Annotated in this window: 27 protein-coding genes; 10 read left to right on the top strand and 17 right to left on the bottom strand. The window is 55.8% G+C overall.

The window, feature by feature from the left end; genetic code table 11:
- Nucleotides 1–28 precede the first annotated feature (28 nt).
- From Q1A43_RS09070 to Q1A43_RS09080, 3 genes are all read left to right on the top strand, one after another.
- Complete coding sequence (locus Q1A43_RS09070; RefSeq protein ID WP_299923884.1) at nucleotides 29–316, top strand: SCP2 sterol-binding domain-containing protein; 288 nt, start codon at nucleotides 29–31, stop codon at nucleotides 314–316.
- Entirely contained in the window at nucleotides 316–1,278 is a 963-nt protein-coding gene (locus tag Q1A43_RS09075) for an alpha/beta hydrolase (RefSeq protein ID WP_299934297.1), read from the top strand. Before Q1A43_RS09070 ends, Q1A43_RS09075 begins: the two co-directional genes overlap by 1 nt.
- Nucleotides 1,279–1,451: 173 nt before the next feature.
- The gene (locus Q1A43_RS09080) at nucleotides 1,452–3,266 is read left to right on the top strand and encodes a M3 family oligoendopeptidase (RefSeq protein WP_299934300.1); all 1,815 of its coding nucleotides are present in this window, start codon (nucleotides 1,452–1,454) and stop codon (nucleotides 3,264–3,266) included.
- Nucleotides 3,267–3,294: 28 nt separating this feature from the next.
- Here Q1A43_RS09080 and Q1A43_RS09085 read toward each other — a convergent pair whose 3' ends face one another.
- The 11 genes from Q1A43_RS09085 to Q1A43_RS09135 form a co-directional block, all read right to left on the bottom strand.
- Nucleotides 3,295–4,593: a flagellin gene (locus tag Q1A43_RS09085; protein WP_299934302.1), complete on the bottom strand. Its 1,299-nt coding sequence runs from the start codon at nucleotides 4,591–4,593 to the stop codon at nucleotides 3,295–3,297.
- Nucleotides 4,594–4,888: 295 nt separating this feature from the next.
- Nucleotides 4,889–5,125: a YdcH family protein gene (locus tag Q1A43_RS09090; RefSeq protein WP_299923896.1), complete on the bottom strand. Its 237-nt coding sequence runs from the start codon at nucleotides 5,123–5,125 to the stop codon at nucleotides 4,889–4,891.
- A gap of 100 nt (nucleotides 5,126–5,225) precedes the next feature.
- On the bottom strand, nucleotides 5,226–5,903 hold the full coding sequence (locus Q1A43_RS09095; protein ID WP_299934304.1) for a thermonuclease family protein: 678 nt from the start codon (nucleotides 5,901–5,903) through the stop codon (nucleotides 5,226–5,228).
- A gap of 54 nt (nucleotides 5,904–5,957) precedes the next feature.
- Nucleotides 5,958–7,610: a choline dehydrogenase gene (gene betA, locus Q1A43_RS09100; protein WP_299934306.1), complete on the bottom strand. Its 1,653-nt coding sequence runs from the start codon at nucleotides 7,608–7,610 to the stop codon at nucleotides 5,958–5,960.
- A 217-nt stretch (nucleotides 7,611–7,827) separates the two neighbouring features.
- On the bottom strand, nucleotides 7,828–9,297 hold the full coding sequence (betB, locus tag Q1A43_RS09105; RefSeq protein ID WP_299934308.1) for a betaine-aldehyde dehydrogenase: 1,470 nt from the start codon (nucleotides 9,295–9,297) through the stop codon (nucleotides 7,828–7,830).
- Nucleotides 9,294–9,935, bottom strand: a complete 642-nt coding sequence (locus Q1A43_RS09110) for a glutathione S-transferase family protein (RefSeq protein ID WP_299934310.1) — start codon at nucleotides 9,933–9,935, stop codon at nucleotides 9,294–9,296. Before Q1A43_RS09110 ends, betB begins: the two co-directional genes overlap by 4 nt.
- Nucleotides 9,936–10,023: 88 nt before the next feature.
- A complete protein-coding gene (betC, locus tag Q1A43_RS09115; RefSeq protein WP_299934312.1) occupies nucleotides 10,024–11,529 on the bottom strand; it encodes a choline-sulfatase in 1,506 nt (501 codons plus the stop codon).
- The gene (gene betI, locus Q1A43_RS09120; RefSeq protein WP_299923912.1) at nucleotides 11,526–12,098 is read right to left on the bottom strand and encodes a transcriptional regulator BetI; all 573 of its coding nucleotides are present in this window, start codon (nucleotides 12,096–12,098) and stop codon (nucleotides 11,526–11,528) included. The genes betC and betI overlap by 4 nt, the downstream gene beginning before the upstream one ends.
- A 259-nt stretch (nucleotides 12,099–12,357) precedes the next feature.
- Nucleotides 12,358–12,555, bottom strand: coding sequence for a hypothetical protein (locus Q1A43_RS09125; RefSeq protein WP_299923915.1), 198 nt, complete (start codon nucleotides 12,553–12,555; stop codon nucleotides 12,358–12,360).
- A 114-nt stretch (nucleotides 12,556–12,669) separates the two neighbouring features.
- Nucleotides 12,670–13,563, bottom strand: a complete 894-nt coding sequence (locus Q1A43_RS09130) for a DMT family transporter (RefSeq protein WP_299923918.1) — start codon at nucleotides 13,561–13,563, stop codon at nucleotides 12,670–12,672.
- Nucleotides 13,564–13,640: 77 nt separating this feature from the next.
- A complete protein-coding gene (locus Q1A43_RS09135; RefSeq protein ID WP_299934314.1) occupies nucleotides 13,641–14,234 on the bottom strand; it encodes a LysE/ArgO family amino acid transporter in 594 nt (197 codons plus the stop codon).
- A gap of 87 nt (nucleotides 14,235–14,321) precedes the next feature.
- Between Q1A43_RS09135 and Q1A43_RS09140 the strand changes: the two genes are divergently transcribed.
- Nucleotides 14,322–15,203, top strand: coding sequence for a LysR family transcriptional regulator ArgP (locus Q1A43_RS09140; RefSeq protein WP_299934316.1), 882 nt, complete (start codon nucleotides 14,322–14,324; stop codon nucleotides 15,201–15,203).
- On the opposite strand, the gene Q1A43_RS09145 is transcribed toward Q1A43_RS09140, so the two are convergent.
- Complete coding sequence (locus tag Q1A43_RS09145) at nucleotides 15,194–15,949, bottom strand: hypothetical protein (RefSeq protein WP_299934317.1); 756 nt, start codon at nucleotides 15,947–15,949, stop codon at nucleotides 15,194–15,196. The genes Q1A43_RS09140 and Q1A43_RS09145 overlap by 10 nt on opposite strands.
- A 158-nt stretch (nucleotides 15,950–16,107) precedes the next feature.
- Here Q1A43_RS09145 and Q1A43_RS09150 point away from each other — a divergent pair, with 158 nt between their 5' ends.
- From Q1A43_RS09150 to Q1A43_RS09160, 3 genes are all read left to right on the top strand, one after another.
- The gene (locus Q1A43_RS09150; RefSeq protein WP_299934318.1) at nucleotides 16,108–16,452 is read left to right on the top strand and encodes an SH3 domain-containing protein; all 345 of its coding nucleotides are present in this window, start codon (nucleotides 16,108–16,110) and stop codon (nucleotides 16,450–16,452) included.
- A gap of 238 nt (nucleotides 16,453–16,690) precedes the next feature.
- Nucleotides 16,691–17,602 carry an alpha/beta hydrolase gene (locus Q1A43_RS09155; protein WP_299934319.1) on the top strand — a complete coding sequence of 304 codons (912 nt, stop codon included), beginning with the start codon at nucleotides 16,691–16,693 and terminating at the stop codon, nucleotides 17,600–17,602.
- On the top strand, nucleotides 17,599–18,054 hold the full coding sequence (locus Q1A43_RS09160; RefSeq protein WP_299934320.1) for a hypothetical protein: 456 nt from the start codon (nucleotides 17,599–17,601) through the stop codon (nucleotides 18,052–18,054). The genes Q1A43_RS09155 and Q1A43_RS09160 overlap by 4 nt, the downstream gene beginning before the upstream one ends.
- A gap of 71 nt (nucleotides 18,055–18,125) precedes the next feature.
- Here the strand turns inward: Q1A43_RS09160 and Q1A43_RS09165 are convergent, their stop codons facing one another.
- Entirely contained in the window at nucleotides 18,126–18,869 is a 744-nt protein-coding gene (locus tag Q1A43_RS09165; protein WP_299923939.1) for a YebC/PmpR family DNA-binding transcriptional regulator, read from the bottom strand.
- Between the two features lie 147 nt (nucleotides 18,870–19,016).
- Here Q1A43_RS09165 and Q1A43_RS09170 point away from each other — a divergent pair, with 147 nt between their 5' ends.
- Nucleotides 19,017–19,751: a glutamine amidotransferase gene (locus Q1A43_RS09170; protein ID WP_299923942.1), complete on the top strand. Its 735-nt coding sequence runs from the start codon at nucleotides 19,017–19,019 to the stop codon at nucleotides 19,749–19,751.
- A 101-nt stretch (nucleotides 19,752–19,852) separates the two neighbouring features.
- Here Q1A43_RS09170 and Q1A43_RS09175 read toward each other — a convergent pair whose 3' ends face one another.
- The 4 genes from Q1A43_RS09175 to Q1A43_RS09190 form a co-directional block, all read right to left on the bottom strand.
- A complete protein-coding gene (locus tag Q1A43_RS09175; protein WP_299923945.1) occupies nucleotides 19,853–21,631 on the bottom strand; it encodes an SLC13 family permease in 1,779 nt (592 codons plus the stop codon).
- 88 nt (nucleotides 21,632–21,719) lie between these two features.
- Nucleotides 21,720–22,532: a TIGR00282 family metallophosphoesterase gene (locus tag Q1A43_RS09180; RefSeq protein WP_299934321.1), complete on the bottom strand. Its 813-nt coding sequence runs from the start codon at nucleotides 22,530–22,532 to the stop codon at nucleotides 21,720–21,722.
- Between the two features lie 86 nt (nucleotides 22,533–22,618).
- Nucleotides 22,619–23,353, bottom strand: a complete 735-nt coding sequence (locus Q1A43_RS09185) for a VCBS repeat-containing protein (RefSeq protein ID WP_299934322.1) — start codon at nucleotides 23,351–23,353, stop codon at nucleotides 22,619–22,621.
- A gap of 65 nt (nucleotides 23,354–23,418) precedes the next feature.
- Nucleotides 23,419–23,742, bottom strand: coding sequence for a 2Fe-2S iron-sulfur cluster-binding protein (locus Q1A43_RS09190; RefSeq protein ID WP_299923954.1), 324 nt, complete (start codon nucleotides 23,740–23,742; stop codon nucleotides 23,419–23,421).
- Nucleotides 23,743–23,878: 136 nt separating this feature from the next.
- On the opposite strand from Q1A43_RS09190, the gene Q1A43_RS09195 reads away from it, so the two are divergent.
- Nucleotides 23,879–24,247 (top strand): OB-fold nucleic acid binding domain-containing protein, encoded by a 369-nt coding sequence (locus Q1A43_RS09195; protein ID WP_299934324.1) that lies wholly within the window; start codon nucleotides 23,879–23,881, stop codon nucleotides 24,245–24,247.
- A 44-nt stretch (nucleotides 24,248–24,291) separates the two neighbouring features.
- Nucleotides 24,292–24,804 carry a peptidoglycan-binding protein gene (locus tag Q1A43_RS09200; protein ID WP_299923959.1) on the top strand — a complete coding sequence of 171 codons (513 nt, stop codon included), beginning with the start codon at nucleotides 24,292–24,294 and terminating at the stop codon, nucleotides 24,802–24,804.
- Nucleotides 24,805–24,856 lie beyond the last annotated feature (52 nt).

Here is a 24,856-nt window from a genome sequence, read left to right on the forward strand (position 1 = left end):
CGTCCACTTGATGTAGAGAGGAAAATACATGAGCGACACTATCAATTCTGCTGTTGCAGCACTGAACGAAAAGCTTGGCGATGGCTTTGATGCCTCGGCCAAATTTGTGCTGGGTGACGAAGGCAGCGTGATCGTAGACGAAAACGGCGTACGCGCAGGCGACGACGATGCAGACGTGACTTTGACCGCAGATGTGGAAACATTCGAACAGATTCTGTCGGGTGACCTGAACCCAACCGGTGCCTTCATGTCTGGCAAACTGACCATTGATGGCGACATGTCCGCCGCGATGCGCCTAGCCTCGGCCCTAGCATAATGAGTTTGGTACCCGCGCCCTTTCACGCTGATTTATCTGATAGCCCGGCCAATAGCCGTGCCTGGTGGATTGAAGCTGACGACGGTTTGCGCCTGCGAGTGGCGCATTTTCCGGCGGAACAGGCGCGGGGCACCGTGCTCCTTATGCCTGGTCGTACAGAATATGTTGAGAAATACGGCCGCACGGCGCGAGACCTGACCGAGCGTGGGTATCACGTTCTCGCCATTGATTGGCGGGGTCAGGGATTGGCAGATAGAATGCTGGATGAACCGATGGCCGGTCATGTCCATGTCTTCGAAGATTACCAACGTGATGTTGCGGCGATGTTGCAAAGCGTTGGGGCCTTGGGGCTGCCGCGCCCATTGCATATGATTGGTCATTCCATGGGTGGCTGCATTGGTTTGCGCGCAGTTATGGATGGTCTACCGGTCGAAAGCTGTGTTTTCACCGGGCCAATGTGGGGCATTCGTATGGCTGATCCAATTCGCCCCGCCGCTTGGGCTTTATCTTGGTGGGGCAAGCAAATCGGGCTTGGCCATGTTTTTACGCCCGGCACCAAACCCGAAAGTTATGTCGCCTCGGAATCCTTTGAAAACAACCTGCTCACCCGAGATCGGGAAATGTGGGATTATATGAAGCGACAGGTGACTGCCGTGCCTGAATTGCAACTGGGTGGCCCGTCGCTGAATTGGCTTCACGAAGCTTTGGCTGAAACACGAGAATTGTCGCGCCGCTCGTCGCCGGCTCAACCTTGTTTAACCTTCCTTGGAACAAATGAACGAATCGTCGATTCATCACGCATCACGTCGCGGATGGAACAATGGCCCGGCGGCCAACTGGTGCAAATCACTGATGGCGAACATGAAATCCTGATGGAAGATGTTAAAAAACGTAAACGCGTGGCGGACCAGATTTGTGCTCTTTTTGACCGCGCAGGCTCAGACACAGCGCTAACCGCGTGAACATGATCGTTCACGCCTGAGCTTGCTAACGGGAACTGGCGCTGCATTTTCACGAAAATTCTACCGACATTTTCAGAGTTTTTGCCCCTATCCACAGGATAAGGGCCGCTGCCCCTTGAACCTCCTGCCCATGCGGGATTAGCTCTGGTTCAAGATATCAAGGAGAGACGCGCATGCCGACCCAGCCGCTTTATGACATCAACGCTTCAAACGGGGATGGCTCGCTTGGTCCTTTGCCAGAATGGGATCTGAGTGATCTTTATACATCTGATGAGTCACCTGAACTCAAACGTGATCTGGATTGGCTGGAGTCAGCCTGCCTGAAATTCGCCGATGACTATGAAGGCAAACTGGCAAGCCAAAATCCCCAAGGGATGCTTGAAGCGATCAAACGCCAAGAGCGTATCGATAGTGTTGCCGGACGCATCATGTCCTTTGCGGGTCTGCGGTATTACCAGCTGACCACCGATGCAGAACGGGCTAAATTCTTATCTGACTGCCAAGAGCGCATCACCAACTTTTCGACGCCTCTTGTGTTTTTCACACTGGAAATCAATCGTTTGGACGATGACTTTCTCGATGGATTGTTTGCTGAAAACGCGGATCTCGCACGCTACAAGCCTATCTTCGACAAGGTCCGCAAAATGAAACCTTTCCAGCTTAGCGACGAGCTGGAGAAATTTTTGCACGACCTTGGCGTGGTAGGCGACGCCTGGGAACGCCTGTTTGACGAAACCATTGCCGGTCTGACCTTTGATATTGAGGGCGAAGAGCTCAACATCGAAGCCACACTCAATTTCCTAACCGATCAGGACCGTTCCAAACGCGAAAATGCCGCGCGCGAACTGGCCCGTGTGTTTGCCGACAATGTCAAAACCTTTGCCCGCGTCCACAATACCCAAGCCAAGGAAAAAGAAATCCTTGACCGCTGGCGTGGTATGCCAAGTGCGCAGACCGGTCGCCACCTGTCGAACGATGTTGAACCCGAAGTGGTCGAAGCGCTCCGCAACGCCGTTGTCGCCGCCTACCCGCGCCTTAGCCACCGCTACTATGAGCTCAAGCGCAAATGGCTGGGTCTTGATGTCATGCAAGTCTGGGATCGCAACGCGCCATTGCCGATGGAAAGCGACCAGATCGTTGGCTGGGAAGATGCCCAAAAAACCGTGATGGACGCCTACACTGCGTTTGATCCACGTATGGGAGAGCTGGCCGAACCGTTCTTTACCAAAGGCTGGATCGATGCCGGTGTGAAACCCGGCAAAGCCCCCGGCGCTTTCGCGCACCCAACGGTGACGGATGTGCATCCTTATGTGATGCTCAACTACCTCGGAAAACCGCGTGATGTCATGACCTTGGCCCATGAACTTGGCCATGGTGTGCATCAGGTTCTTGCCGCGGGTCAGGGCGAAATGCTCTCATCAACTCCGCTGACATTGGCGGAAACGGCGTCTGTATTTGGTGAAATGCTCACGTTCCGCCAAATGTTGGACGGAGCCAAAAACCAGGCCGAGCGCAAGGTTATGCTCGCTGGCAAAGTTGAGGATATGATCAACACGGTCGTACGCCAGATCGCCTTTTACGACTTTGAATGCAAACTGCATGACGCGCGTCGTGGTGGCGAACTTACCCCGGACGATATCAACGCCCTTTGGATGAGTGTCCAAGCCGAGAGCCTCGGGCCTGCGTTCGAGTATATGGATGGGTATGAAACGTTCTGGGCCTATATCCCGCATTTTGTTCATTCACCGTTCTATGTCTACGCCTATGCCTTTGGCGATGGGTTGGTGAATGCGCTTTACGCGGCCTATCAGGAACACCCCGAGGGTTTCCAAGACAAGTATTTCGAGATGCTCCGCGCCGGTGGGTCGAAGCACCATTCCGAATTGCTGGCGCCCTTTGGGTTAGATGCCTCGGACCCAAGTTTCTGGGACAAAGGCCTGTCGATGATCGAAGGTTTCATCGACGAATTGGAAGCCATGGAAGACTAACGAATGGGCCGCGAAAGCGGCCTTTTCCTTACCTAAACAGTGACAACAGCGATTGCGGGGCCTGATTAGCGATCGACAAGGCCTGAACCGCCAATTGCTGTTGGACCTGCAAGGCCTGTTGGCGGGCCGATGTCTCTTCTAGGTTTGCGTCCACAAGTGAACCGATGCCCGTGTTAAAGCTATCGATCAGTTTTGATGTGAAGCTCGCCTGCGTGCCAAGCCGCCCCTGAACCGAACCAATTTCGGCGGCTGCATCAACTGCCGCCTCAATCATCACATCAACACGTCCAAGGGCATCCGCCGCACCAGATGCGGTTGTTACGTCCAAGGATGCGATATCCCCAAGCTCGCCACCAGTTGTATTGCCGGCATTCGCGCTTACCGTATTCACGCTCACTTGCAATGTGTCGCTTGCGCTACTGACATCGGAACTGGCGATGATATTGGTTCCCTTGAAACTCATCGACAGCACCGAAGCATCAATACCATTTGCGTTGGCATAGGCCTCCCATCGGCGGCCCAATCCCGTGACGACATCCGACATCCTGTCCCCTTCACGGGCCACATAGGCCAAGCTCCCGGCCGCCATTTCCGATTGGGTCTCTGCCCCGGCCGCCGAGGTTCGATAGGCCGCCTGATCAAACCCTGATCCATCTGCGTCGGTTCCAAACACCGACAGCCCAAAAGCCGTGCCCGTCGAAACAGTTAAACCGCTAACGTCAATGGTCGCGCTTTGTGTTGCATTCAGCGTCGCTTGAACTGCGCCCGCTACATAGGTTCCCCCGGATGCGGCAACAACGGCGGCATCAGTCCGAAGGTCCTGACGTTTTAAGGTAATATCCGTCGTCTTGACACCTTTGCCACTGCGAGCAATCGAGGCGAGAATGTTTATCGTTCCCGAACCCGCTTCGTCGCTATCGTTTTTGAGCAAGTTTTGACCGTTAAACTGCGTCGCTTCAACAACCGCTGAGATCTGATCGCGCAGGGCATCAACATCGGCCTGAACCTTATCCCGATCAATGTTGTCTTGATGGGCGACAACAATCTTGCCTTTGAGATCTGTCAACAAATCGCTGAGCGTTTCCGCGCCTTGGCGCGCCACCGATAGCGTTGCCTGCGCCATGCCCAAACTATCGGAAATCTTCTGAAACCCTTTAACATCGGATTCCATCGTTTTGGACACCGCCCAGACCGCCGCGTTTTTGGAGGCGTTGGATACGCGTTTCCCGGTTCCGATTTCGGACATTGTGGCATCCAGATCAGAATTGACACGCCGCAGCGTTTTGAGCGCCGACAGGGCACCGATATTGGTCAAAATACTCGACATGTTTCACGCCTTTGCTCCTCGGGCACGCTTCTGCGCGAAACCGATCAAGAAGTGGTCACAGGTGGCATTCTGCCTCGGCAAACCTTCTTTTTCACAAGGCTTGCAACAAAACTCGGATGACTGTCAGCCTCACCTGAGGTCCTTAAAGCGGCGATAATCACGATCAGCAAAATCGAGACATTTGTGGCTAAATTATGGCAACGATGCCTCATTTGCGCCATAACTCATTAAAGACAAACGAAAAGGCCAGCCGAATTTCCCCGACTGACCCCTTCCAGAAAACTCACAGCTCACGTCAAGCTGTCAGCATACCGTAAATTTCGTCCTTGAGTGCGGCCCGTTTCTTGCGCAATTCCGCTTCGGCCAGTTCACTCATGGGCTCAACATTTGTCTCTGCGCGGTGAACCTGACGATTCAGATCGTGATACTCATCCGCAAGCTTGGCAAAATGCGCGTCTGACTGTTTCAGACCGCTCATTTTTTCGACATACTCTGGAAATTCTTCGGCCAACTCATGTGGTGTATTAGACATTTGCGTCTCCCCTTGTTCGTTTTCGCAAGCAAGGTGACACAGCACTAAGCCGCTCACTTTGACGCGGATCAACCCGGAGCTATTCCTGTCTCTTTTTGTCCTATTTTTTTGCAGCGCGCCAACCGGCGATGCGCGCCTCGCTTTGCGAGCAAAACCACCGCTCCCCTTTGTCGGCACGGATCATGGTAACGTTGTACCAATTCTGCCCCGGCAGGTGATAAATGCGCTCACCAGTTTTGGAAATATTGCCCTTGATGGGGCATCCTTTGGGCGATGCCACTAGCGACCATTTCGCCCGGGCGTCACGGCCCTGTGCGCGGTAGGTTGCCGGAACTGTCACCTCTGTGCTGTGCAACCCACGTCCGGCCACCGCTGCGGCTTTTTCGTCAAGGTCGTAGTCCCAACCGTATTTGCGATAGGCAAAGGCCAGTCCATTTTGCACCAGATCCTGGGCCATATCCTGACCATCAACGAAACAGCGCGCGACCACCCGGCCATAGCGATCTTTGTCAAGCTGCTCGCATTGAGCGAATTTGCCATCATAAAGCGCAACGGCCTGCGCTTTGCTCCAAGCTCCGCAGGCCCAGACAGGTTGACCACTGCCGCCACAGCGTTGCTTGATTTCCGGGGCGTCTATGGCGTGTAGCCGGATAGACGTTCCGCCGATCTCAATCGTATCTGCATCTTTGACACGCATGGTCCCGCTGACGTCACTTGACGCGATATCGGCCCCAAAAACGGACGCCAACAGAACAAGGCAAAAACGAGTATTTAACATATGGCTAATCTCGGGATGCAGTGTCCCGAAATCAACCGTTTCTGTTAATATTGCTTAACGCTGCGCGGTTTCCCACTCAAGGTGTATCCAAGGCTCTGCGTTTTCCGCCGCCAGAGAGCGGCCCAACACATGATCAGACACCTTTTCACCGACCATGATCGATGGCGCATTTAGATTGCCGTTGGTGATCTGTGGGAAAATCGAACTATCCGCAACGCGCAACCCATCAACACCGATCACCCGCGCCTCTGGATCAACCACCGCCATCGGATCATCGGCAGCGCCCATTTTACAAGTTCCACACGGGTGATAGGCGCTTTCGACATGTTCCTTGATGAACCCATTCAGGTCATCATCGCTTTGCAAGGCGTCACCCGGTTGGATTTCGTGGCCGCGAAATGGGGCAAATGCCTCTTGCCCAAAAATCTCGCGAGTCAGGCGGATACAGGTGCGGAAATCCTCCCAGTCTTTTTCCTCGCTCATATAGTTGAACAGGATGCTGGGTGCGGCATCTGGATCACTGGATTTTAATGTGATCGCCCCGCGTGATGGCGATCGCATCGGTCCAACATGGGCTTGATAGCCATGCCCTTCCGAGGCAACTTGACCGTCATATCGGACCGCAATCGGCAGGAAATGATATTGAATATCAGGATATTGGACCCCTGCCCCGGATCGAATAAACCCGCAGCTTTCAAATTGGTTTGACGCCCCCGGCCCCGAGCGACCAAACAACCACCGCGCCCCGACATAGCCCTTGCCGATCAAGTTCCAGTATTTCGCCAAGGTCACAGGCTGGGTCGCGGCTTGTTGGATATATAGCTCAAGGTGATCCTGAAGGTTCTGACCAACACCGGCCCGATCCGCGATGACTTCAATCCCATGCTCGGCCAAATGCGCCGCTGGGCCAATGCCGGAATGCATCAATAGTTTAGGCGAATTGATGGCACTTGCGGCGATGATCACCTCTTTGCCGGCTTCGATCACTTCGATCCGGCCCTTGCGACGCAGTTCAACACCCGTCGCACGGCCATTTTCGATCACCACTTTGCGCGCCAACCCACGCACAACCGTCGCCCCAAGCTTTTCAGCTGGGCGCAGATAGGCTTTGGCCGCCGACCAACGCGCGCCTTTCCAAACGGTCATGTCAAAGGGGCCAAACCCCTCTTGCTGATAGCCGTTGTAATCTGTGGTCACCGGGTAACCCGCCTGACGTCCCGCCTCGACAAAGGCGGGCACCAGCGGGTTTTCACGCTTGCCGCGCGTCACATGCAATGGACCGCCCTTGCCACGCCAAGCGGCGTCGCCGCCATGCCCGCCATCATGCCAATCTTCTTGACGCTTGAAGTAGGGCAAGACATCCGCATAGCCCCACCCCTGCGCGCCCATGTCCCGCCATGTGTCATAGTCCATCGCATGACCACGCACATAGATCATGCCATTGATCGAGGAAGATCCACCAATAACTTTGCCTCGTGGACAGGCCAACCGGCGCCCGCCCAAATGTGGTTCAGGCTCGCTTTCAAAACCCCAGTCATAGGTTTTCATCCCCATCGGGTAGCTCAGCGCACCGGGCATGTTGATGAACGGGCCCCAGTCAGAGCCTCCATGTTCAATCACAATGACCGACTTCCCGGCCTCTGCCAGCCGATAGGCCATTGCGCACCCGGCGCTGCCCGCGCCAATCACCACATAATCCGCTTTCATGCCTTTTCATCCTTCAAGACATTCGGGGTCAATGAACGGTCAGGCATCATTCGATCAAGCCGCCCCAATCTAGGGCGACCTCTTCCTGACGTTTCAAGGAACACCCTGAATCGCTGCAATTTCATCATCGTCCAAGGCCAACCGCCACTGCCCCGGCGAGACGGGGGTGGGCGGGTGGGCCGCTCGCCGGGGCAGTGGCCCCAACGAGATCAAGGCCTTAAAACGGCGACTCGACGTCACCCATACGCACGTAAACCGACTTCACTTGTGAATAGTGCTCAATCGCGCCTTTGGCGTTTTCACGCCCAACACCCGACATTTTCGATCCGCCAAAGGGCAATTCGACCGGCGCATCATTGTAGGAATTGATAAAGCAGCTCCCCGCCTCCATCGCCCCAATCACACGGTGGCCACGGGTTAGGTCGTTGGTGAAAACCCCGGCAGATAGACCAAATTGCGTGTCATTGGCACGGGCAATCACCTCTTCCTCGCTGTCGAAATCCAAAACCGCCATCACCGGGCCAAAAATCTCTTCTTGAGCAATGGTCATCTCGTCACTGACATCGGCAAACACCGTCGGTTCGATGTAGAACCCATCACCGGAAATCTCATTGCCACCATAGACAAGACGCGCGCCCTCCTCTTTGCCTTTGGCAATATAGGACATCACAATCTCACGCTGTGCTTTGCTGACCATCGGGCCGAAATTGACGCTCTCGTCCATCGGATCACCAATTCTGGCCGTCGCCAAACGCTCCGAAAGCCGTTTTAGAAACGCGTCTTTGATCCCCTTTTGAACAAAGACCCGCGTCCCGTTGGAACAAACCTGACCTGAGGAATAGAAGTTCCCCAAGATCGCCCCACCCACGGCGTTTTCCAGATCGGCATCGTCAAAGATGATCAACGGGCTTTTGCCGCCCAGCTCCATCGTGACGTGTTTCATCCCCTCGGCGGCGGCGGCATAAACCTTGCGCCCCGTCGGCACAGAACCCGTCAGCGAAACCTTGTCGACCCGCGGGTCGGTGACCAGCGACGCACCAACCGCCCCCATGCCTTGCACAACGTTGTACAAACCCGCTGGCAATCCCGCCTCGACCAAAATCTCGGCGACCTTTAGCGCACAAAGCGGCGTGTTTTCACTGGGCTTAAAGATCATCGCATTGCCGCAAGCCAATGCCGGAGCCCCCTTCCAGCAAGCAATCTGGGTCGGATAGTTCCACGCCCCGATGCCAACACAGACGCCCAGCGCCTCGCGCACCGTATAACCCCAATCACCGCCAAGGTTGACATGCTCACCGGTTAGGCTTCCGGCCAATCCGCCAAAGTACTCAAGCGCATCCGCTCCCGATGTCGCATCCACATACAAAGTTTCCGACATCGGTTTGCCGGTGTCATAGGTCTCAAGCTCAGACAGCTCGCGGTTGCGTTCCCGCATGATGTCCGCCGCTCGGCGCAAGACCCGTCCTCGCTCTGTACCTGACTTGGCTTCCCATTCTTTCTGGGCCGCGCGCGCCGACGTCAGAGCCGCCTCAATCACCGCTGGCGTCGCGGCGTGCACACGCGCAATCACCTTACCCGTGGCCGGGTACACCACCTCGATAAGCTCACCGGCGGTGTCTTCCAAATAGGCCCCATTCACAAAATGGCTGGCCGTGGGTTGCGTATCGTAGCTTTTGCTCGTGCTCATATTGTGTCTCGCAAACTCTCATAAGAAAGCATCACCGTCTCCCGATAAGCAGGACGCCGGGTCAGCCGGTCAAAGTAGCTCCGCAGCGCCGGAAAATCGGCCCGCGTGATGTCGATGTCGAAATAGCGGTAAAGAACATGCCCAAGATGGATGTCCCCCGGTGTCATGTGATCCCCCGCCAACCAAGCGTGGTTTTGTAACCGCTCCTCGGCCACGGCCAATCCGGTTTCAAAACGCGAAACCGCCTGGGCGATGGCCTCCGAGTCCCGGCGCTCAGCGGGTGTGCGAACAGCCCGCCAAAAGATCGGGCCGGTAAAACGGTTCGCCACCATCTGCTTGGCCCACTCCGCCCATTGGTCAACCTTTGCCAAGGCGGTGGTATCACGCGGCCAAAACCCGTCGTCGCCATAGGTGCGGCCAAGATGGCGAATGATGGCCGCACTTTCAAAAACCGTCACAGCTCCGTCTTGCAACACCGGGATCAATCCATTGGGGTTCATCGCCAAGAATTCCGCGCTGTCCAATCCGCCAAAACCCTCGCCAACATCGCGACGATCAACCTCAAGCCCGAGCTCAGTCACACTCCACATGACCGCCTGTACGTTTGACGAGGTCGCCCGCCCCCAAACGGTCATCATGTCCTGCCCTCACCCACCAATGCCGCTTTGAGGCGTCGGGGTGGGTGGGTGGGCGGCGCGTCAAAGCGGCGGCACAACCTCTCCATGCTCACTCACCCCTCGGAAAGCGCTTGTTCTCTTCGAGATCGTTCAAATCCATGTGGTTGCGCATATAGCGCTCGGAGGCCTTTTGCAGCGGTTGATAATCCCAAGGGTAATACCCACCTCGCCGCAAGGCGTCATAGACCACCAATCGGCGTGCCTGTGACTGACGGACCTCTGCATCAAATTGCGCTAGGTCCCAGCGTTTCTCGGCCTTGGCCCGCATCGCTTCCAACGTTCCGGCATGGGCCGGGTTATCGGCTAGATTGGTTAACTCATGCGGGTCAATATCCAAATCGAAAAGCTGTTCAGGGTCAAGCGAACAAGCGGTGTATTTCCATTTCCCATATCGCAAGCACACCAAAGGCGCATAAGATGCCTCCGCAGCATACTCCATCGCAACCGGGGCCGTGCGTTCGGAACCATTCATCACTGGTAAAAGGTTTTCGCCACTGGTCCAGGGCGCGACCTCCCCCATATCCGCCTCGGCCAAGGCGGCAAGCGTAGGACATAGGTCAATGGTGGACACCGGCGCGTCAATCTTTTTCCCCTCCCCACCGGGCAAGGCAATCATCATCGGTACCCGCGCCGATCCCTCAAAGAACGACATCTTGTACCACAACCCACGCTCTCCGAGCATATCTCCATGGTCCGACACAAAGACCACAACCGCCTCCTGGCGAGTCTCTTCCAACACCGCCAACAACTCACCTACCTTGTCATCCAAATAGGAGATATTGGCGAAATAGGCGCGCCGGGCACGGCGAATATCTTCGGAGCTGACATCAAAAGAGCGCCAGTCATTGGCGTCAAAAATACGCTTAGAATGCGGGTCGTGGTTGTCATAGCCCATTGATGGAACCTCAGGTTCCAGATGCGGGCAATCCTCATAGAGGTCCCAATACTTCTTGCGTGCCACATAGGGATCATGCGGGTGGGTAAAGCTCGCTGTGACACACCAAGGCCGATCATCCAAACCGCGCGCAAGATCATAAAGCTTCATCTTGACGAAATGCGCGACCTCGTCGTCATATTCCATCTGGTTGCTGATCTCAGCCACCCCTGCCCCGGTGACCGACCCCATATTGTGGTACCACCAATCAATTCGCTCGCCTGGCTTGCGGTAATCCGGGGTCCAACCGAAATCGGCGGGGTAAATGTCGGTGGTCAGGCGTTCTTCGAACCCGTGCAACTGATCCGGCCCGACAAAATGCATCTTGCCAGAAAGGCACGTGTAATACCCCGCCCGGCGCAGATGATGTGCATAGGTTGGAATGTCGCTGGCGAACTCAGCCGCATTATCATAGACGCGCGTCTGGCTTGGCAATTGCCCCGACATAAAGCTTGCCCGCCCCGGCGCGCAAAGCGGGCTTGCTGTGTAGCTGTTCACGAAACGGGTCGAACGCGCTGCCAAAGCCTTAAGATTTGGGGCATGTAGCCAGTCGGCGGGACCATCGGGAAACAGCGTTCCGTTCAACTGGTCCACCATGATGATCAAGATATTCGGACTCATGCCGATGCCTCCCCGATCAGGGCGTGTCCAACGGCTTTGACTTGCTCTGCCGCGCCGGACATATCGCCATTGTTCAATGCAGCGCGCAGATAGACCCCGTCGATTTGGGCCGCGATAATCCGCGCCGTCGACTGAGGGTTAGAACACCGGCCCCGCAACGCATGCACCAGGTTGCTGTGCAATCGTCTTTGGTAAATGTGCAAAAGCCGGGCTGCATCCTTGTCGCGTTGCGCAAAGCTATAGAAGTTGAGCCAAGCCGATACCGCCGCAGGGTCAAAACAATTCGGGTCAAAACTTCCATCGATGATGGCTTCTAGCCGTCTACCCGGTTGCGCACATGCCAAGGCTGCGCGCACATCGCGTGAATATTCATTAAGGATATGGCGCATCGCTGCCAGAAAAATCTGGGCTTTGCCGCCAAAGTAATGGTGGGCCAAGGCGCTCGACATTCCGGCGCGTTTGGCGATTTGACCAACGGTCACCTCAAGCGATCCAGCGGCCCCGATCTCTTCGACCGTGGCTGCGACCAAGGCGGCGCGTCTTTTGGGTTCTTGTCCAATCTTAGGCATACAAGAATTGCTGCCGGTTATTGACTGACAAGTCAATCAAAATCCAACGGCAGCTTTGGACAGCCCATGCACACCTCACAACAAGCTGAAAGGCGCGTCGTAAAACATTGTCAAAGGGTCGCTTCCTGAACGCATTCCCAAAAATTCAGGCGCTCCCATGGCTGGCTCAGCTTGGGCCAACTCTGATCTGGCCACACGGCCAGCATCTCTTTTGTGCGCACGACTCGCGCGCATGTCTCCGGCCCAATAAGGCCGCAGCTTACATTTCAAACGTTCCTAGAACTTTGTTCTGTGGAAGGCGCGCAACTTCGACACCATCGTTTGTGCGACGCAGATTGTAGCCATAGCCACGCATCCGGAAACGCCACTCTGCTTCGGAAAGCACTTTGGCACGTTCTTTGAGCAAGAAGGCCTCGATCTCGGTCATACTCTCGGTCAATTTATTCTCCGCAAACATTTGTTTCTCCATCGTTCACGTTAACTTCTGATGGTTGACAAATTGCTTAGGGATTTGGGCACAAGTGCGGCCAATACATGGATTTTTAACGAAATGGAGACAATAGGCCCAAGATCAGTGTTTCGTTTCCACAACACCCGGCGTTACCCGCCGGTTCAACGCGGCCTCACGCAAAGTGATGAAAACCACGGCCCCCATGATGATCCCGCCCCCGGCAATCACCCACGGGTCAACGGCTTCGTCAAATAGCAACGCCCCAAGGGCCACAGACCACACCAACTGCAAGAACGTCACCGGTTGGGTCACGGTCAACGGCGCGGCCTTAAAGGCCAAAGTCATGGCGTAATGCCCCCCCGTTGCGAAACAGGCGACAAGGAACAAAATTCCAACGTCCCACCAACTTGGCCAGACCCAAACCGGGATCGCTAAAGGGGCCAATCCGATCGTGACGGACACCGACATAGTCGCCACAACCATCGCTGGGCTGACCTCGGCCGAAAGGATTTTGGCGATTAAATAGGACGCGGCAAAACAGCTTGCGGTGATCAGCATGGCCAAATGCCCCGGGTCAAGTTCGCGGAACCCCGGCCTCAGGATGATAAGCGCACCAATCATCGCAACCGCAATCGCCAAGATGCGCCGCAATGCCAATTTTTCGCCCAACAAGAGCACCGCCAACAGCGTTACAAAAATCGGGTTGAGGTAGTTCATCGAGGTGACTTCGGCCAAGGGAATCCGCGTCATAGCAAAAAACCAAAACGCCACCCCAAGTGATTGAAACACCCCGCGCACCGCCATTAGTTTCCATTGGCGACGAGTTGGGCGCATGTTGCGCAGTTCGCGCCAGAACGGAATGACAAACACCAGCCCCAAAACATAGCGCAAAAATGCGGCTTCGGGGGCGGGTACGCGGCCATGCATGGTTTTAACCAAGGCCGTAACAGCGACAAAGCACAGCCCTGTCACCACCATCCAGAAAATGCCAACACTGGGGCGCGCTTGATCCATAGGAATTACTTAACGCATTCACCATCAGGCACAAGGCCAGTATGTCTCGAATTTGTGATGCCTCCTAACAGTGGTACCTAGCCCATTAGCAAAGCCGCTGCGATTGCCAGCATTGTCAGGCCAACACCTAGGTCAAGCACCCGCCACGCCCCCGGCTTTTCAAACACCGGTGCCAAAAGGCGCGCGCCATATCCCAGAGAAAAGAAGAACACGAAACTCGCACAGACGGCCCCAAGCCCAAAGCTTAGCTTGTCGTCGTATTGTGCCGACACCGCCCCAAGCAAGACAACCGTATCCAGATAGACATGCGGGTTGAGCCAGGTCAGCGCCAAACAGGTCAAGACCGCCAAACGCAGGCTCCCGGCCTTTTCGCCCGCCTCCATCTTGTGTCCACCGTCCCAGGCGCTTTTCAACGTGCGCAACCCGTACCACACCAAAAAGGCGGCCCCAAACAAGCGCATTCCCCATTCAAGCCCGGGCACCGCCGCAACCAAAGCCCCAAAGCCGGCAACCCCGGCGGCAATCAGCACGGCATCCGAGATCGCACAGACAAGGACAACCGGTAAAACATGTTGGCGCATCAACCCTTGGCGTAAAACAAAAGCGTTCTGCGCCCCGATGGCCAAAATCAAACTAAAGCCCAGCGCAAAGCCTGCAAAATATGCTGTCATCCCGAATTCTCCTTGTCGTCAGGCTTGACTACGTCAGGACTTTCCAGCAATCAAATTAAAGAAACTACAGGTAGATTAGTTTGACTAATGCAATTTGATCCCCACCACCTCGCCGCGCTATCGGGCGTTTTGCGCCATGGCAGCTTTGACGCCGCCGCCAATGCGCTTCATGTCACCCCGTCGGCGATTTCCCAACGGATCAAAGCCTTGGAAGAGCGGGTCGGCTCGACCCTCATCAATCGTGGAACACCGTGTACCGGCACGCCCCATGGGCTTCGCATCGCCAAACATGCCGAGGATATCGGCTTGTTGGAAAACGCCCTGACCCGCGATTTGCAGCTTGAAGCCTCTGACGCCCAACGCCACCTGCGGATCGCGATCAATGCCGACAGCCTTGCCACTTGGTTTGTTCAAACCATGGTGCAATTGCCCGACATCTTGTTTGATCTTGAATTGGACGATCAGGACCATAGCGCCGATTGGCTCAAACGCGGGGCGGTGAGCGCCGCAATCACTTCGACCCCAAGCATTCCGGGCTGTGACGCCTATCCTCTTGGGGCCATTCGCTATGTCGCCACCACCTCGCCCGAGTTTCACAACCGTTGGTTCCCCGAGGGTATCACCCAAGGCAGTCTCAACTTAGCCCCCTGTTTGGTGTTTGATACCAAGGACGGTCTGCAACGGGATTGGATGGCCGCCCAAGGGGCCCCGCGTGCAACACCCCCAAGCCACTATTTGCCCTCAACCCATGCTTTTGTTGATGCCGCTGTTGCCGGTCTTGGCTGGGGCATGAACCCGGAACCTTTGGTGCGCCGGGCTTTGCGCCGTGGTCGGCTTGTGCCATTGAATGATCAGGCCACGTGGGATGTTCCGCTTGTCTGGCAAGTGAGCCGCGTTCTTGCCCCGGCGTTGAAACCGGTCACTGATGCCGTTGTTCAAAGCGCGCGCGCGGCTTTGGTTCAACCCTGATCCGATTTGCCGGTGCCAAACAGATAGTCCACCATCAACCCCATCCGGAATGGAAGGCTATCTTTGCGATCGGCCAATTGGCGCACGGTCATACGCCGCCGTCGGATCACAGCCCGCGCGACCCGGTAGTCAAAGGCGCGTTTGCGCTTGAGCAGACTTTCCGGAAGCAGCTTTTGCACGCCCTTCCACAACAACCCCAATTGCAAAAACGCCACGGCCTTAAACGCCATTTTCTGAACACTGACCCAGATGAGACGCCCCAAAGCCGTGCCACTGGCAACAATCCATAACGGCACTTGAACCGAAAACAGGATCAGCCAAAGGCCAACGGTGCTCACCGACAAGGCCAGCGCCGCAAAAACCAAAATCAGCCCCGAGACAAATTTCTCAATACCGGACAGGCTTTGGTACCATTGGAACAATTTTGCATAACGTGCCTGCACCGCCTCGATGTAGCGGGTGAAAAACCCGGCCAGACGGCGTAACACCGCCTTGCCCAAGACCATCGGCATCAGCGTCGACATGATCCATTTCTTGATCAACTCGATTTTGAAAAACGCCGAAGCATGGGTTTTCAACCAGATCATAAAGACCGGCAATTCCAAGGTCGCTGTCTTTTTGAAGATGATCTTGAGCTGAACAAGGATCAGCCCCAAAGCGATCAACACGTCCTTGCCAAAGTACCATGTTGCAAGGGCAGAGAGTAAAACCACCACAGTTAGCAAAAGGATCGCGCGAAATAACATGACGGTTTGATAGGCCAGCTTTGGCACGTCGGCAAGCGTTGCCCGCTTCGACAGTATGACTCATATCAACGACGGAATATGTCTTGTCCGGTATTATTTGCCTGTCGGGGTCGAAGCCCTCTGACACTCCGACGCTCACAAATGAGGGGAGGACAACCATGAAACATCTTATCACCCTTGCCGCAGCTGCCGCTGTGGCGATGACCGCCGGTGCAGCCCTTGCCGGAGATTGTACAGGCTATGTGACCGGAGTTCGCCCGATCAGCCAATACAACCACGCCAAAGGCAACGGCTTTTTGGCGGTGCGGACTGGTCCGGGGTCCAAGTATCAACAGATCGGTGAGTTGTATCGCGGTGACGAAATTGCCGTCTGGGATCGCGCCGGGAACTGGTACCGTGTGCAATGCATGTCCGGCAGATGCCTCAACCCACTATGGGGGCAACCTGACCCCAATGGCTGGGTCTATGGCAAATACCTAGACATCGGCGGTGTATGCCCATAGCGCATTTGGGTCCGGCCTTTGATTGGGCCGGACCTTTCTTGTGCCCCCTCCCCAATATCTCCTTCGACACGACCAGAAATCAGCCGACTTTATCGTTTTGGTCCCGTGGGTGTCTTTGGTCATCTCGCGCATCTTCCACACCCTTTTGGCAGAAGCCCTCGCGATCCAACCCGCGGACATTGGCGGCGCGGAAAACTCATTGCTTGCCACGCACTTGTGAACCTGAAAACCTGTGCGCATGGGGGGCCGCTATATGTTGGACGGGTTTGACGATCACAAAGTAACACTGCCATCTGGGATATCGCTTCGGGTTCGGCAAGCCGGAGTTGGGCCGGCTATTGTTTTGATACACGGTTACCCGCAAACCCATCTTTGTTGGCACAAGGTTGCGCCATCTCTGGTAGCGGCAGGGTTCAAAGTGATCTTGCCCGATCTGCGCGGTTACGGAGATAGCGACAAGCCGCCCTCAGATGCCAACCACTCCCCCTATTCCAAACGCGCCATGGCCACGGATATCGCCGAGCTGATGACGATCCTTGGGCATGATCAGTTTTGCGTTGCCGGGCATGATCGTGGCGCGCGTGTCGCCCACCGTTTGGCGCGGGACTATGGTGACCGGATCAAAGCGGTGTCGTTTCTCGACATTGCTCCAACCGAATATATGTATGCGCAAACCGACCAGCGTTTTGCCACCGCCTATTACCATTGGTTTTTCCTGATCCAATCCGCCCCCTTTCCCGAAACCTTGATTGGGCACGACCCCGATTACTATCTGAACAGCAAACTCAAAGCTTGGAGCAAAGACATCCCTGCTGCCTTTGATCCCGCAGCGGTCAAGGAATACATGCGCTGTTTTCGTGATCCCGCCTGTATCCATGCGACCTGCGAAGACTACCGCGCCGCCGCGACCATTGACCTCGAACACGATCGGGTCGATGCCGGGACAAAGCTATCCATGCCGGTTCAAGTTCTCTGGGGGGAAAACGGCGTTGTCGGAACGCTTTACGATGTGCCCAAAGTCTGGGGCCAATACGCAAAAACGGTGGAGGCCAAGGCCCTTGCCTGTGGTCATTTCCTTCCGGAAGAAGCCCCCAAGGAAACCCTAGCCCATTTGCTCAATTTCTTTTGTGGAACCCACAAACAAAAGTGAAGACGTCGGCCATCATTCCAGAAGAGTTCATTATGCCTGTACGTGCAAAAATTATCCCCGAATATAACTTGGTCTATATCCGGTATTCCGGCTTCGTCACACTTGCCGACGTTCAACGCAGTCAGCAAGAGACCTATAGCCACCCCTGCTACCGCGTTGGCATGTGTGAAATCGACGATCTACGCGCGATTACTCATGTTGATATAAAATTCAGGGATATGCTGAACTACGTATCGGAACTCCTCAGCCATCATAAAGAAATGGGAGAAACTCCGAAGGTGGCGTTGATCGAGAGTGGCCCACTTGTCTATGGATTGGCCCGGATGTTCACGTCACTTGTAGATGTTAAGGGGAATGAATTAGACGTCAAAATCGTCGATTCAGATCAAAGCGCTTGCGCGTTTCTCGGTCTTCCCGACCTGTCTTTGGCCAGCCTAGCAGCCCAGGCATAACAGGTTATTGTGGCCGTAATTGTGGCCGTGGCCGCAGGCATGTCTGCCTGCAGCACATGATATATCTCAGCTTATGAGAGCTGTTCCATAACCTCATCAGAGGCCTCAAAGTTGGCGGTGACGCGCTGAACGTCATCATCATCCTCAAGCGCATCGATCAATCGCATCAACTTTTCCATTCCGTCCAAGTCCAGCTCGGTCGTGGTGGTCGGCTTCCAGATCAATTTGGTTGAATCGGATTCGCCCAACGCGGTTTCCAAAGCGGTCGAAACCTCGTTTAGATCGGTGTCCGCACAAATGATGACATGGCCATCCTCCGAACTTTCGACATCTTCGGCCCCCGCTTCGATGGCGGCCTCCATAATGGTGTCATTGTCACCTGCATCCGCCGGATAAACGATTTCACCAACCCGATCGAACATGAACCCAACCGACCCGGTTTCGCCAAGGTTGCCGCCGTTTTTGGTAAAGGTCGAGCGCACGGTCGACGCGGTGCGGTTACGGTTGTCTGTCAATGTTTCGACGATAACCGCCACGCCATTGGGGCCATAGCCCTCATAGCGGATTTCTTCGTAATCATCACCTTCGCCTGCGACCGATTTCTTGATCGCGCGTTCGATGTTATCTTTGGGCATCGAATTTGACTTGGCTTCTTTTACGGCCAAACGCAAACGCGGGTTTTTCTCTGGATCAGGATCACCCATCTTGGCTGCGATGGTGATTTCCTTAGAGAACTTGGAAAACAATTTGGCCCGCAATTTGTCCTGACGACCTTTGCGGTGCTGAATATTTGCCCATTTGGAATGGCCGGCCATGGTGTCGCCTCGTATCTGATCGTCCTGTTTGGCGCATTCTATAGGCTATTGGGCACGGGTTTCCAAGGCGGCTTTGCCGATGGAAGACCCGAGATTGGATTGGGCTTGGGCTTGGCAAGCCCGGCAGGCTGCGCTAGGCGATGCAACATGGCTAAATTTCTCTTATTGCAACTGCGCCCGGAACCCGAAGTCAGCGACAGCGAATATCGCGCCATGCTGGACAAATCCGGACTGGATGACGCGCGTGTTCATCGCATTTGCCTTGACCGGGAAGAGCTCCCCACGGGGTTGGATGTGCATGGTTATGCCGGCGTTATTGTCGGCGGCGGTCCGGGTTGTGTGTCGGATGCGCCCGAAGACAAAACGCCGGTTGAGGCGTGCATCGAAGCCGCATGTCTATCTTTGATGCCTGAAATCACCGCAGCGGATGTGCCGTTTATGGGCTGTTGCTATGGGATTGGCATTTTGGGCCATCACCTTGGGGCGGACGTGTCCAAGGCACGCTATGGTGAACCCGTTGGGCCGACGACATGTGAAGTTACCCCTGATGGCGCAAAAGACCCGCTTTTACAAAATGTACCCGCGGCTTTTGACGCTTTGGTTGGTCACAAAGAAGCCTTGCAAGAACTGCCCAAGGGCGCGGTGCATTTGCTGGCCTCAGGCCCCTGCCCGTTTCAGATGATCCGCTATGGTGCGAATGTCTACGCCACCCAATTTCATCCCGAAGCCGATGGGGCAGAATTCGAAACACGGATCAAGTTCTATCGTCACAAAGGTTATTTCGCCCCAGACGACGCCGACCGGCTAATCGACATTTGTCATTCGGCGGACATTTCAGCGCCCGAAAAAATCTTGACAGCTTTTGTTGCGCGTTACGGTTAAGTGAAGGATTAAGGGGCCAGCCCCTCTGCGCCCAAGGGCGCATTCACCCCGGGAGATTTAGGGAAAGAAGAAGACCTGATCCTCGCGAGGCTATTGTGGTTTTAGAGCGGCCAGAACATCGGAATAAACAACGACGCAATCAAGCCGATGCAGATATTCAATGGCAAGCCCACTTTGACAAAATCGGTGAATTTGTAGCCACCAGGACCGTAGACCAACGTGTTGGTTTGATAGCCAATTGGCGTGGCAAAGCTACAAGACGCAGCCACCATTACCGCAACCACCAAAGGGCGCGGGTCGACGCCGATTGCGCTGGCAAGGCTGATGGCGATGGGGGTCACCACAACCGCAACAGCGTTGTTGCTCACCGCTTCGGTTAAAACAGACGTTAGAAAATAGACCGCCCAGATCAACAAAAACGGCGGCAGGCCCATCAAATGCGGGGCGATGGCCTCGACGATCATCTGGACGGCACCGGACGCCTGCAACGCCGCGCCAATCGCCAACATCGAAAAGATCAGCGCCAGCAAGCGCCCCTCGATAAAGGAAAACGCCTCCTCAGCGTCGATACAGCGTGCCAATAGAACGATGGCGACCGCAATAATCGTAAGTGGCAATATTTTAGCCACCCCCAACGCCGACAGAATGACGATCCCGGCCAAAGCCAGCAACGCGACGGGCGCATGGCCACGACGAAACGCTCTTGCCGAGGGGCGCGACACATCAACAAGCGCCATGTCTTCGGCCAGCCTTTGGATGTCTTCCGGGTTGCCTTCGAGCAAAAGCGTGTCACCAACGCGCACCACCAAATCATCAAGCTGACGGCCTATGTTTTGGTTTCGCCGGTGCACCGCCAAAGGGTAAACGCCATAGCGCCGCCGAAGACGCAGGGCCCCAAGGCTGCGCCCAATCATCTTGCAACCGGGGGAAATCAGCACCTCAACCGTGGTGGTTTCCTTGGCCGACACCTGATCGACCCGTTTAAGGGATTTGTTGCGTTGTAGCGACAACAGCTCGGTCATTTGGGTGCGCAAAACCACGCGATCACCGACCTGCAATTCGACGCCTTCGAGGTTGCGCCGCAAGGATGCATCGCCGCGGATCACGTCGATAAGGCGCACACCATCGCGTTTGAACAGCTGGACCCCAAGCACCTCGCGGCCGATCAGATCGGAATCTGGTGGGACGATGGCTTCGGTAAAGAATTTCATGCGCGATCTGTCTGAAAGCATACCGGCCATTGACGTACGGTCCGGTAGTAAAAACCGACCGATGACCGCAAGGTAAACCATCCCAAACGCGATTAAAATGACCGCCAATGGCGTGACTTCGAAAATCGTAAACGGTTCCATCCCTTGGGTCCGCGCCACCCCATCAACCAACAGGTTGGTCGAGGTTCCGATAAGGGTCAACGTCCCCCCCAAGATTGCCGCATAGCTTAGCGGTATCAACAGCTTGGACGGGGCCAACCCCAGCGCTTTGGCCAATTGGACAAAGACCGGCAGCATCACAACCACAACTGGCGTGTTGTTCATAAAGGCGGATGCCACCACCACAACGGCCAAAATTGCCGCCATTGCGGTGCGCGGATGGATAAGCACCTGGGCCTGAGCGTAGTTGGTAAAGGCGTCTAACGCCCCGGTGCGCACCAAGGCCCCCATGACGATAAACATGCCCGCAATGGTCCAAGGTGCGGGGTTCGACAACACCGCCAAGGCATCGTCATAGGGAAGAACGCCGGTGATCAATAGAACCGCAACGCCACCAAGTGCGGTAACTTCTGTCGGGTAAATGTCGCGCAAAAACAACGCAAACATCACGATGACCACAGCAATGGCAACGCCTGCCTGCCCCGTCTGGCTCAGTTCAATAAAATGCATGCTCTGCTCTGTTATCCCTCAACCGATGGTCATTGTGGCCGACCGGCGCGATGGTAACAAGGCCAAGTTTAAGGGCAATTCCCCGCAGTCAGAGCCCGGAGGCTTGCAAACGGCCACCATGGCGGATCGGTGTGATAGACGTCGCTTTGCCGGTTCGGTCATCGGTTTCGACAACAACCCCCGATAGCGTTGCCTCGCCCGTCGCCGGGGTAAAGCGCCCCTTGACCATGCCGGTCACAAAACGGCGCATCGGTTCGGCTTTTTCCATGCCGATCACCGAATTATAGTCGCCGCACATGCCCGCATCGCTCATGTATCCGGTGCCGCCCGGCAAAATTTGCGCATCGCCCGTGGGCACATGGGTATGGGTGCCAACCACAAGGCTGGCCTTGCCGTCGCAAAAATGCCCCATGCCCATTTTCTCGGACGTGGCTTCGCAGTGGATATCGACCAAAATCGCTTGGGCCTGACCACCCAAAGGGTGGCGACGGAACACATCATCCATGGCTGAAAACGGATCATCATAGGCGCGTTTCATGAACACCTGCCCCAACACCTGAGACACCAAAACCTTGCGGCCTCGACGGTCATTGAACAATCCAACACCGCGCCCCGGCGCAGTTTTGGCAAAGTTAATCGGGCGGAGCACGCGCGGCTCACTTTCGATAAAGCTGAGCATGTCTTTTTGGTCAAACGCATGGTCACCCAAGGTGACCACATCGGCCCCCGCGCCCAAGATCAGCTTGGCATGTTCCCCCGAGAGACCCATGCCATTCGACGCGTTCTCGCCGTTGACCACAACAAAATCCAGCCGCCAGTCATCGCGCAGCTTGGGGAGGTTTTCGGTGATGGCGGCGCGCCCGGCACGGCCCATCACATCGCCTAGAAACAGAATTCGCATAACGCCATGCCCTAGCGCCAATTGTATAGAAAGCAAAGAGGACAAGGCAAAATAGCCGCAATGAGGTTGTGGTTATTTACCCAAGCCTATTTACAGGCCATCGCCTGTTTGATCGCCGCCGCGCTATAGGCCCCCAATCGCCGAGAGGAGAGTTTGGACCCGTCAAATCGAACGGCTCGAACCTCGCGCCAATTTCCCGACGCCACGATCATCTCAGGGCCGTTGCCACAGTCGCGCAGACCGCCTTCGATGTAATCCCAGCCGATCTGATGGTTGCTAAACCCCGAGGCCGCGGCCACTTCGCTCAGCTGGCCATTCTCATATCGCCAGACACGTAGGGTTTTGGCCAGATGCGGGCGATCAATATAGGCAACTTCGATCCTGCCATCCCCGTCCAAATCGCCGGCCCCAATCGGGGCCAGCCAGCGGTTGCGTTGGCCAATATGCGGCGTCGCGGCCAGTTTTACGCCGGAACTAGAATACAACGCCAGTTGCGCCCCAAGCCGGACGTCGGTTTCGACCACCATAACCGCCTCTTTGGGGCCGCTTGACGTCTTGAGCGTTATGATGCGCGGCGCGATGTCTTCAAAAACATGGTCCACCGGCAACCGAACAATGACCTTATTCGTTCGAACAACAAGCTTGTTCACCAACAACTTCGACGCCTCTTTGCCAGGTTTACCGGGCGATTGGATCACCAAAGCGCTGTATTCAATATCATCGCCAAGCACACCATGCGCGTATCGCGCCGTTGGCTTTTCGTAATAGGCGCGCGATATCGTGTCTGCCGCGGCAGCCCCCGCCATCCACAGGCTCGACATCAGCATCCCGCCGCGCACAAGGCGGCGCAAAGGGCGCAACAGGAGACGCGGCGCCCTTTTCAACATCAGATTTGCTTTTCAGGCAGTTGCACAACCAAACCATCCAGATCATCGGTCACTTTGATCTGACAGGTAAGGCGCGAGCGGGCCGGATCGGGCTCAAACGCGAAATCCAACATGTCTTCTTCCATATCATCCTTGGCCGGAACCTTTTCGACCCAAGCCGGATCAACATAGACGTGGCATGTGGAACAGGCACAGGCCCCGCCGCAATCCGCCTCGATGCCCGGCACGCCATTGTCGCGCGCGCCTTCCATCACGGTAAGCCCACTGGCCACTTCGATTTCATGTTTCGTGCCGTTGTGCTCGATATAGGTGATTTTCGCCATCTTCACCGCTCTCCAATAAACATTTGCGCACATACCTAGTGTGCCACTTAACTCTCTGCCAGCCCCTTTGCGGCATTCCAATGTCGCGGGGCACAACAAACTTGCCTCGCCGCACCAATGTTCTATATTTGTTCACATGAGACATCCGCCCCCCTGGCCCCTGCCCCCCTCGGCCCTGCAAGCCTGCCGTTTGGTTGAACCGCCAAATGGCGCGCGCATCACTGTGGCCGGTCTGGTGATCCTGCGCCAACGCCCCGGCACCGCCAATGGGGTGATCTTTCTCACGCTTGAGGATGAGACGGGAATCGTCAACGTCATCGTCTGGCGCAAAATGTACGAGGCCTTCCGCCGTGCGGTCATCGCCGGGCGCATGCTGCGCGTCACCGGCCGTATTCAGCGTGACAATGGCGTCACCCATGTCATTGCGGACACAATCGAAGATATTTCTGACATGTTGGATATGCTTTTGGACCCAAAGCTTGGCGAGATCGGCAAAACCGGCTAACGTCACTGCCAAACTAAGGCACGACAAGAGGCCCGAGCAGATTGATGAAATGGACCGCACCGCTTTCCGCGTTGGCGCTACTTGCTGCATGCACTGCATCGCAGCCCGTCACCCGTGCCGCCACTCCCATTGGCCCGCCGCCTATGGCCGAACCCGATCGCGATGGCCGTTGTTGGGCCCGTGAAATCACCCCTGCTGTCTATGAACAGGTCATGGGTGAGGTTCAGGTCGTCCAGGCGGAAATCGCCGAAGATGGCACCGTGATCCGCCCGCCAATCTATCGCAAGGCACCGGTTCCACGGGTTGTGACCCCGCGTGGTGAGATGCGGTTTGAGGCCCCCTGCGGCTATCAAATGACCCCGGATTTTGTTGCCTCAACCCAACGCGCCCTTGCCGCACGCGGGTATTTCCACGGTAATGTCACCGGGCAACTCGACGCCCCGACCACCGCCGCCATTCGCAAATTCCAAAACGAACGTGGTCTGGACAGCGGCCAGATGTCACTTGAAACCGCCCGCAGCCTCGGCCTTGTCGCCGTGGATCGCAGCAGTTTGTAACCAAGCTGCCACTGTTCCAACAAACAAAAAAGGCACCCAAAAGGGTGCCTTT

Source organism: uncultured Pelagimonas sp., from assembly GCF_947498515.1.
GTDB lineage: Bacteria > Pseudomonadota > Alphaproteobacteria > Rhodobacterales > Rhodobacteraceae > Pelagimonas.

Excerpts from the sequence above, each read along its gene's own strand:
- Q1A43_RS09170 (WP_299923942.1), top strand. The coding sequence starts at position 19,017 with ATGGCTAAATTTCTCTTATTGCAACTGCGCCCGGAACCCGAAGTCAGC.
- Q1A43_RS09150 (WP_299934318.1), top strand. The coding sequence starts at position 16,108 with ATGAAACATCTTATCACCCTTGCCGCAGCTGCCGCTGTGGCGATGACC.
- Q1A43_RS09200 (WP_299923959.1), top strand. The coding sequence starts at position 24,292 with ATGAAATGGACCGCACCGCTTTCCGCGTTGGCGCTACTTGCTGCATGC.
- Q1A43_RS09135 (WP_299934314.1), bottom strand. The coding sequence starts at position 14,234 with ATGACAGCATATTTTGCAGGCTTTGCGCTGGGCTTTAGTTTGATTTTG.
- betC (WP_299934312.1), bottom strand. The coding sequence starts at position 11,529 with ATGAGTCCGAATATCTTGATCATCATGGTGGACCAGTTGAACGGAACG.
- Q1A43_RS09145 (WP_299934317.1), bottom strand. The coding sequence starts at position 15,949 with ATGTTATTTCGCGCGATCCTTTTGCTAACTGTGGTGGTTTTACTCTCT.
- betA (WP_299934306.1), bottom strand. The coding sequence starts at position 7,610 with ATGAAAGCGGATTATGTGGTGATTGGCGCGGGCAGCGCCGGGTGCGCA.
- Q1A43_RS09125 (WP_299923915.1), bottom strand. The coding sequence starts at position 12,555 with ATGTTTGCGGAGAATAAATTGACCGAGAGTATGACCGAGATCGAGGCC.
- Q1A43_RS09155 (WP_299934319.1), top strand. The coding sequence starts at position 16,691 with ATGGGGGGCCGCTATATGTTGGACGGGTTTGACGATCACAAAGTAACA.
- betI (WP_299923912.1), bottom strand. The coding sequence starts at position 12,098 with ATGCCTAAGATTGGACAAGAACCCAAAAGACGCGCCGCCTTGGTCGCA.
- Q1A43_RS09180 (WP_299934321.1), bottom strand. The coding sequence starts at position 22,532 with ATGCGAATTCTGTTTCTAGGCGATGTGATGGGCCGTGCCGGGCGCGCC.
- Q1A43_RS09140 (WP_299934316.1), top strand. The coding sequence starts at position 14,322 with ATGCAATTTGATCCCCACCACCTCGCCGCGCTATCGGGCGTTTTGCGC.
- Q1A43_RS09130 (WP_299923918.1), bottom strand. The coding sequence starts at position 13,563 with ATGGATCAAGCGCGCCCCAGTGTTGGCATTTTCTGGATGGTGGTGACA.
- Q1A43_RS09190 (WP_299923954.1), bottom strand. The coding sequence starts at position 23,742 with ATGGCGAAAATCACCTATATCGAGCACAACGGCACGAAACATGAAATC.
- Q1A43_RS09195 (WP_299934324.1), top strand. The coding sequence starts at position 23,879 with ATGAGACATCCGCCCCCCTGGCCCCTGCCCCCCTCGGCCCTGCAAGCC.
- Q1A43_RS09075 (WP_299934297.1), top strand. The coding sequence starts at position 316 with ATGAGTTTGGTACCCGCGCCCTTTCACGCTGATTTATCTGATAGCCCG.
- betB (WP_299934308.1), bottom strand. The coding sequence starts at position 9,297 with ATGAGCACGAGCAAAAGCTACGATACGCAACCCACGGCCAGCCATTTT.
- Q1A43_RS09095 (WP_299934304.1), bottom strand. The coding sequence starts at position 5,903 with ATGTTAAATACTCGTTTTTGCCTTGTTCTGTTGGCGTCCGTTTTTGGG.
- Q1A43_RS09175 (WP_299923945.1), bottom strand. The coding sequence starts at position 21,631 with ATGCATTTTATTGAACTGAGCCAGACGGGGCAGGCAGGCGTTGCCATT.
- Q1A43_RS09090 (WP_299923896.1), bottom strand. The coding sequence starts at position 5,125 with ATGTCTAATACACCACATGAGTTGGCCGAAGAATTTCCAGAGTATGTC.
- Q1A43_RS09110 (WP_299934310.1), bottom strand. The coding sequence starts at position 9,935 with ATGATGACCGTTTGGGGGCGGGCGACCTCGTCAAACGTACAGGCGGTC.
- Q1A43_RS09185 (WP_299934322.1), bottom strand. The coding sequence starts at position 23,353 with ATGTCGAGCCTGTGGATGGCGGGGGCTGCCGCGGCAGACACGATATCG.
- Q1A43_RS09080 (WP_299934300.1), top strand. The coding sequence starts at position 1,452 with ATGCCGACCCAGCCGCTTTATGACATCAACGCTTCAAACGGGGATGGC.
- Q1A43_RS09085 (WP_299934302.1), bottom strand. The coding sequence starts at position 4,593 with ATGTCGAGTATTTTGACCAATATCGGTGCCCTGTCGGCGCTCAAAACG.
- Q1A43_RS09070 (WP_299923884.1), top strand. The coding sequence starts at position 29 with ATGAGCGACACTATCAATTCTGCTGTTGCAGCACTGAACGAAAAGCTT.
- Q1A43_RS09165 (WP_299923939.1), bottom strand. The coding sequence starts at position 18,869 with ATGGCCGGCCATTCCAAATGGGCAAATATTCAGCACCGCAAAGGTCGT.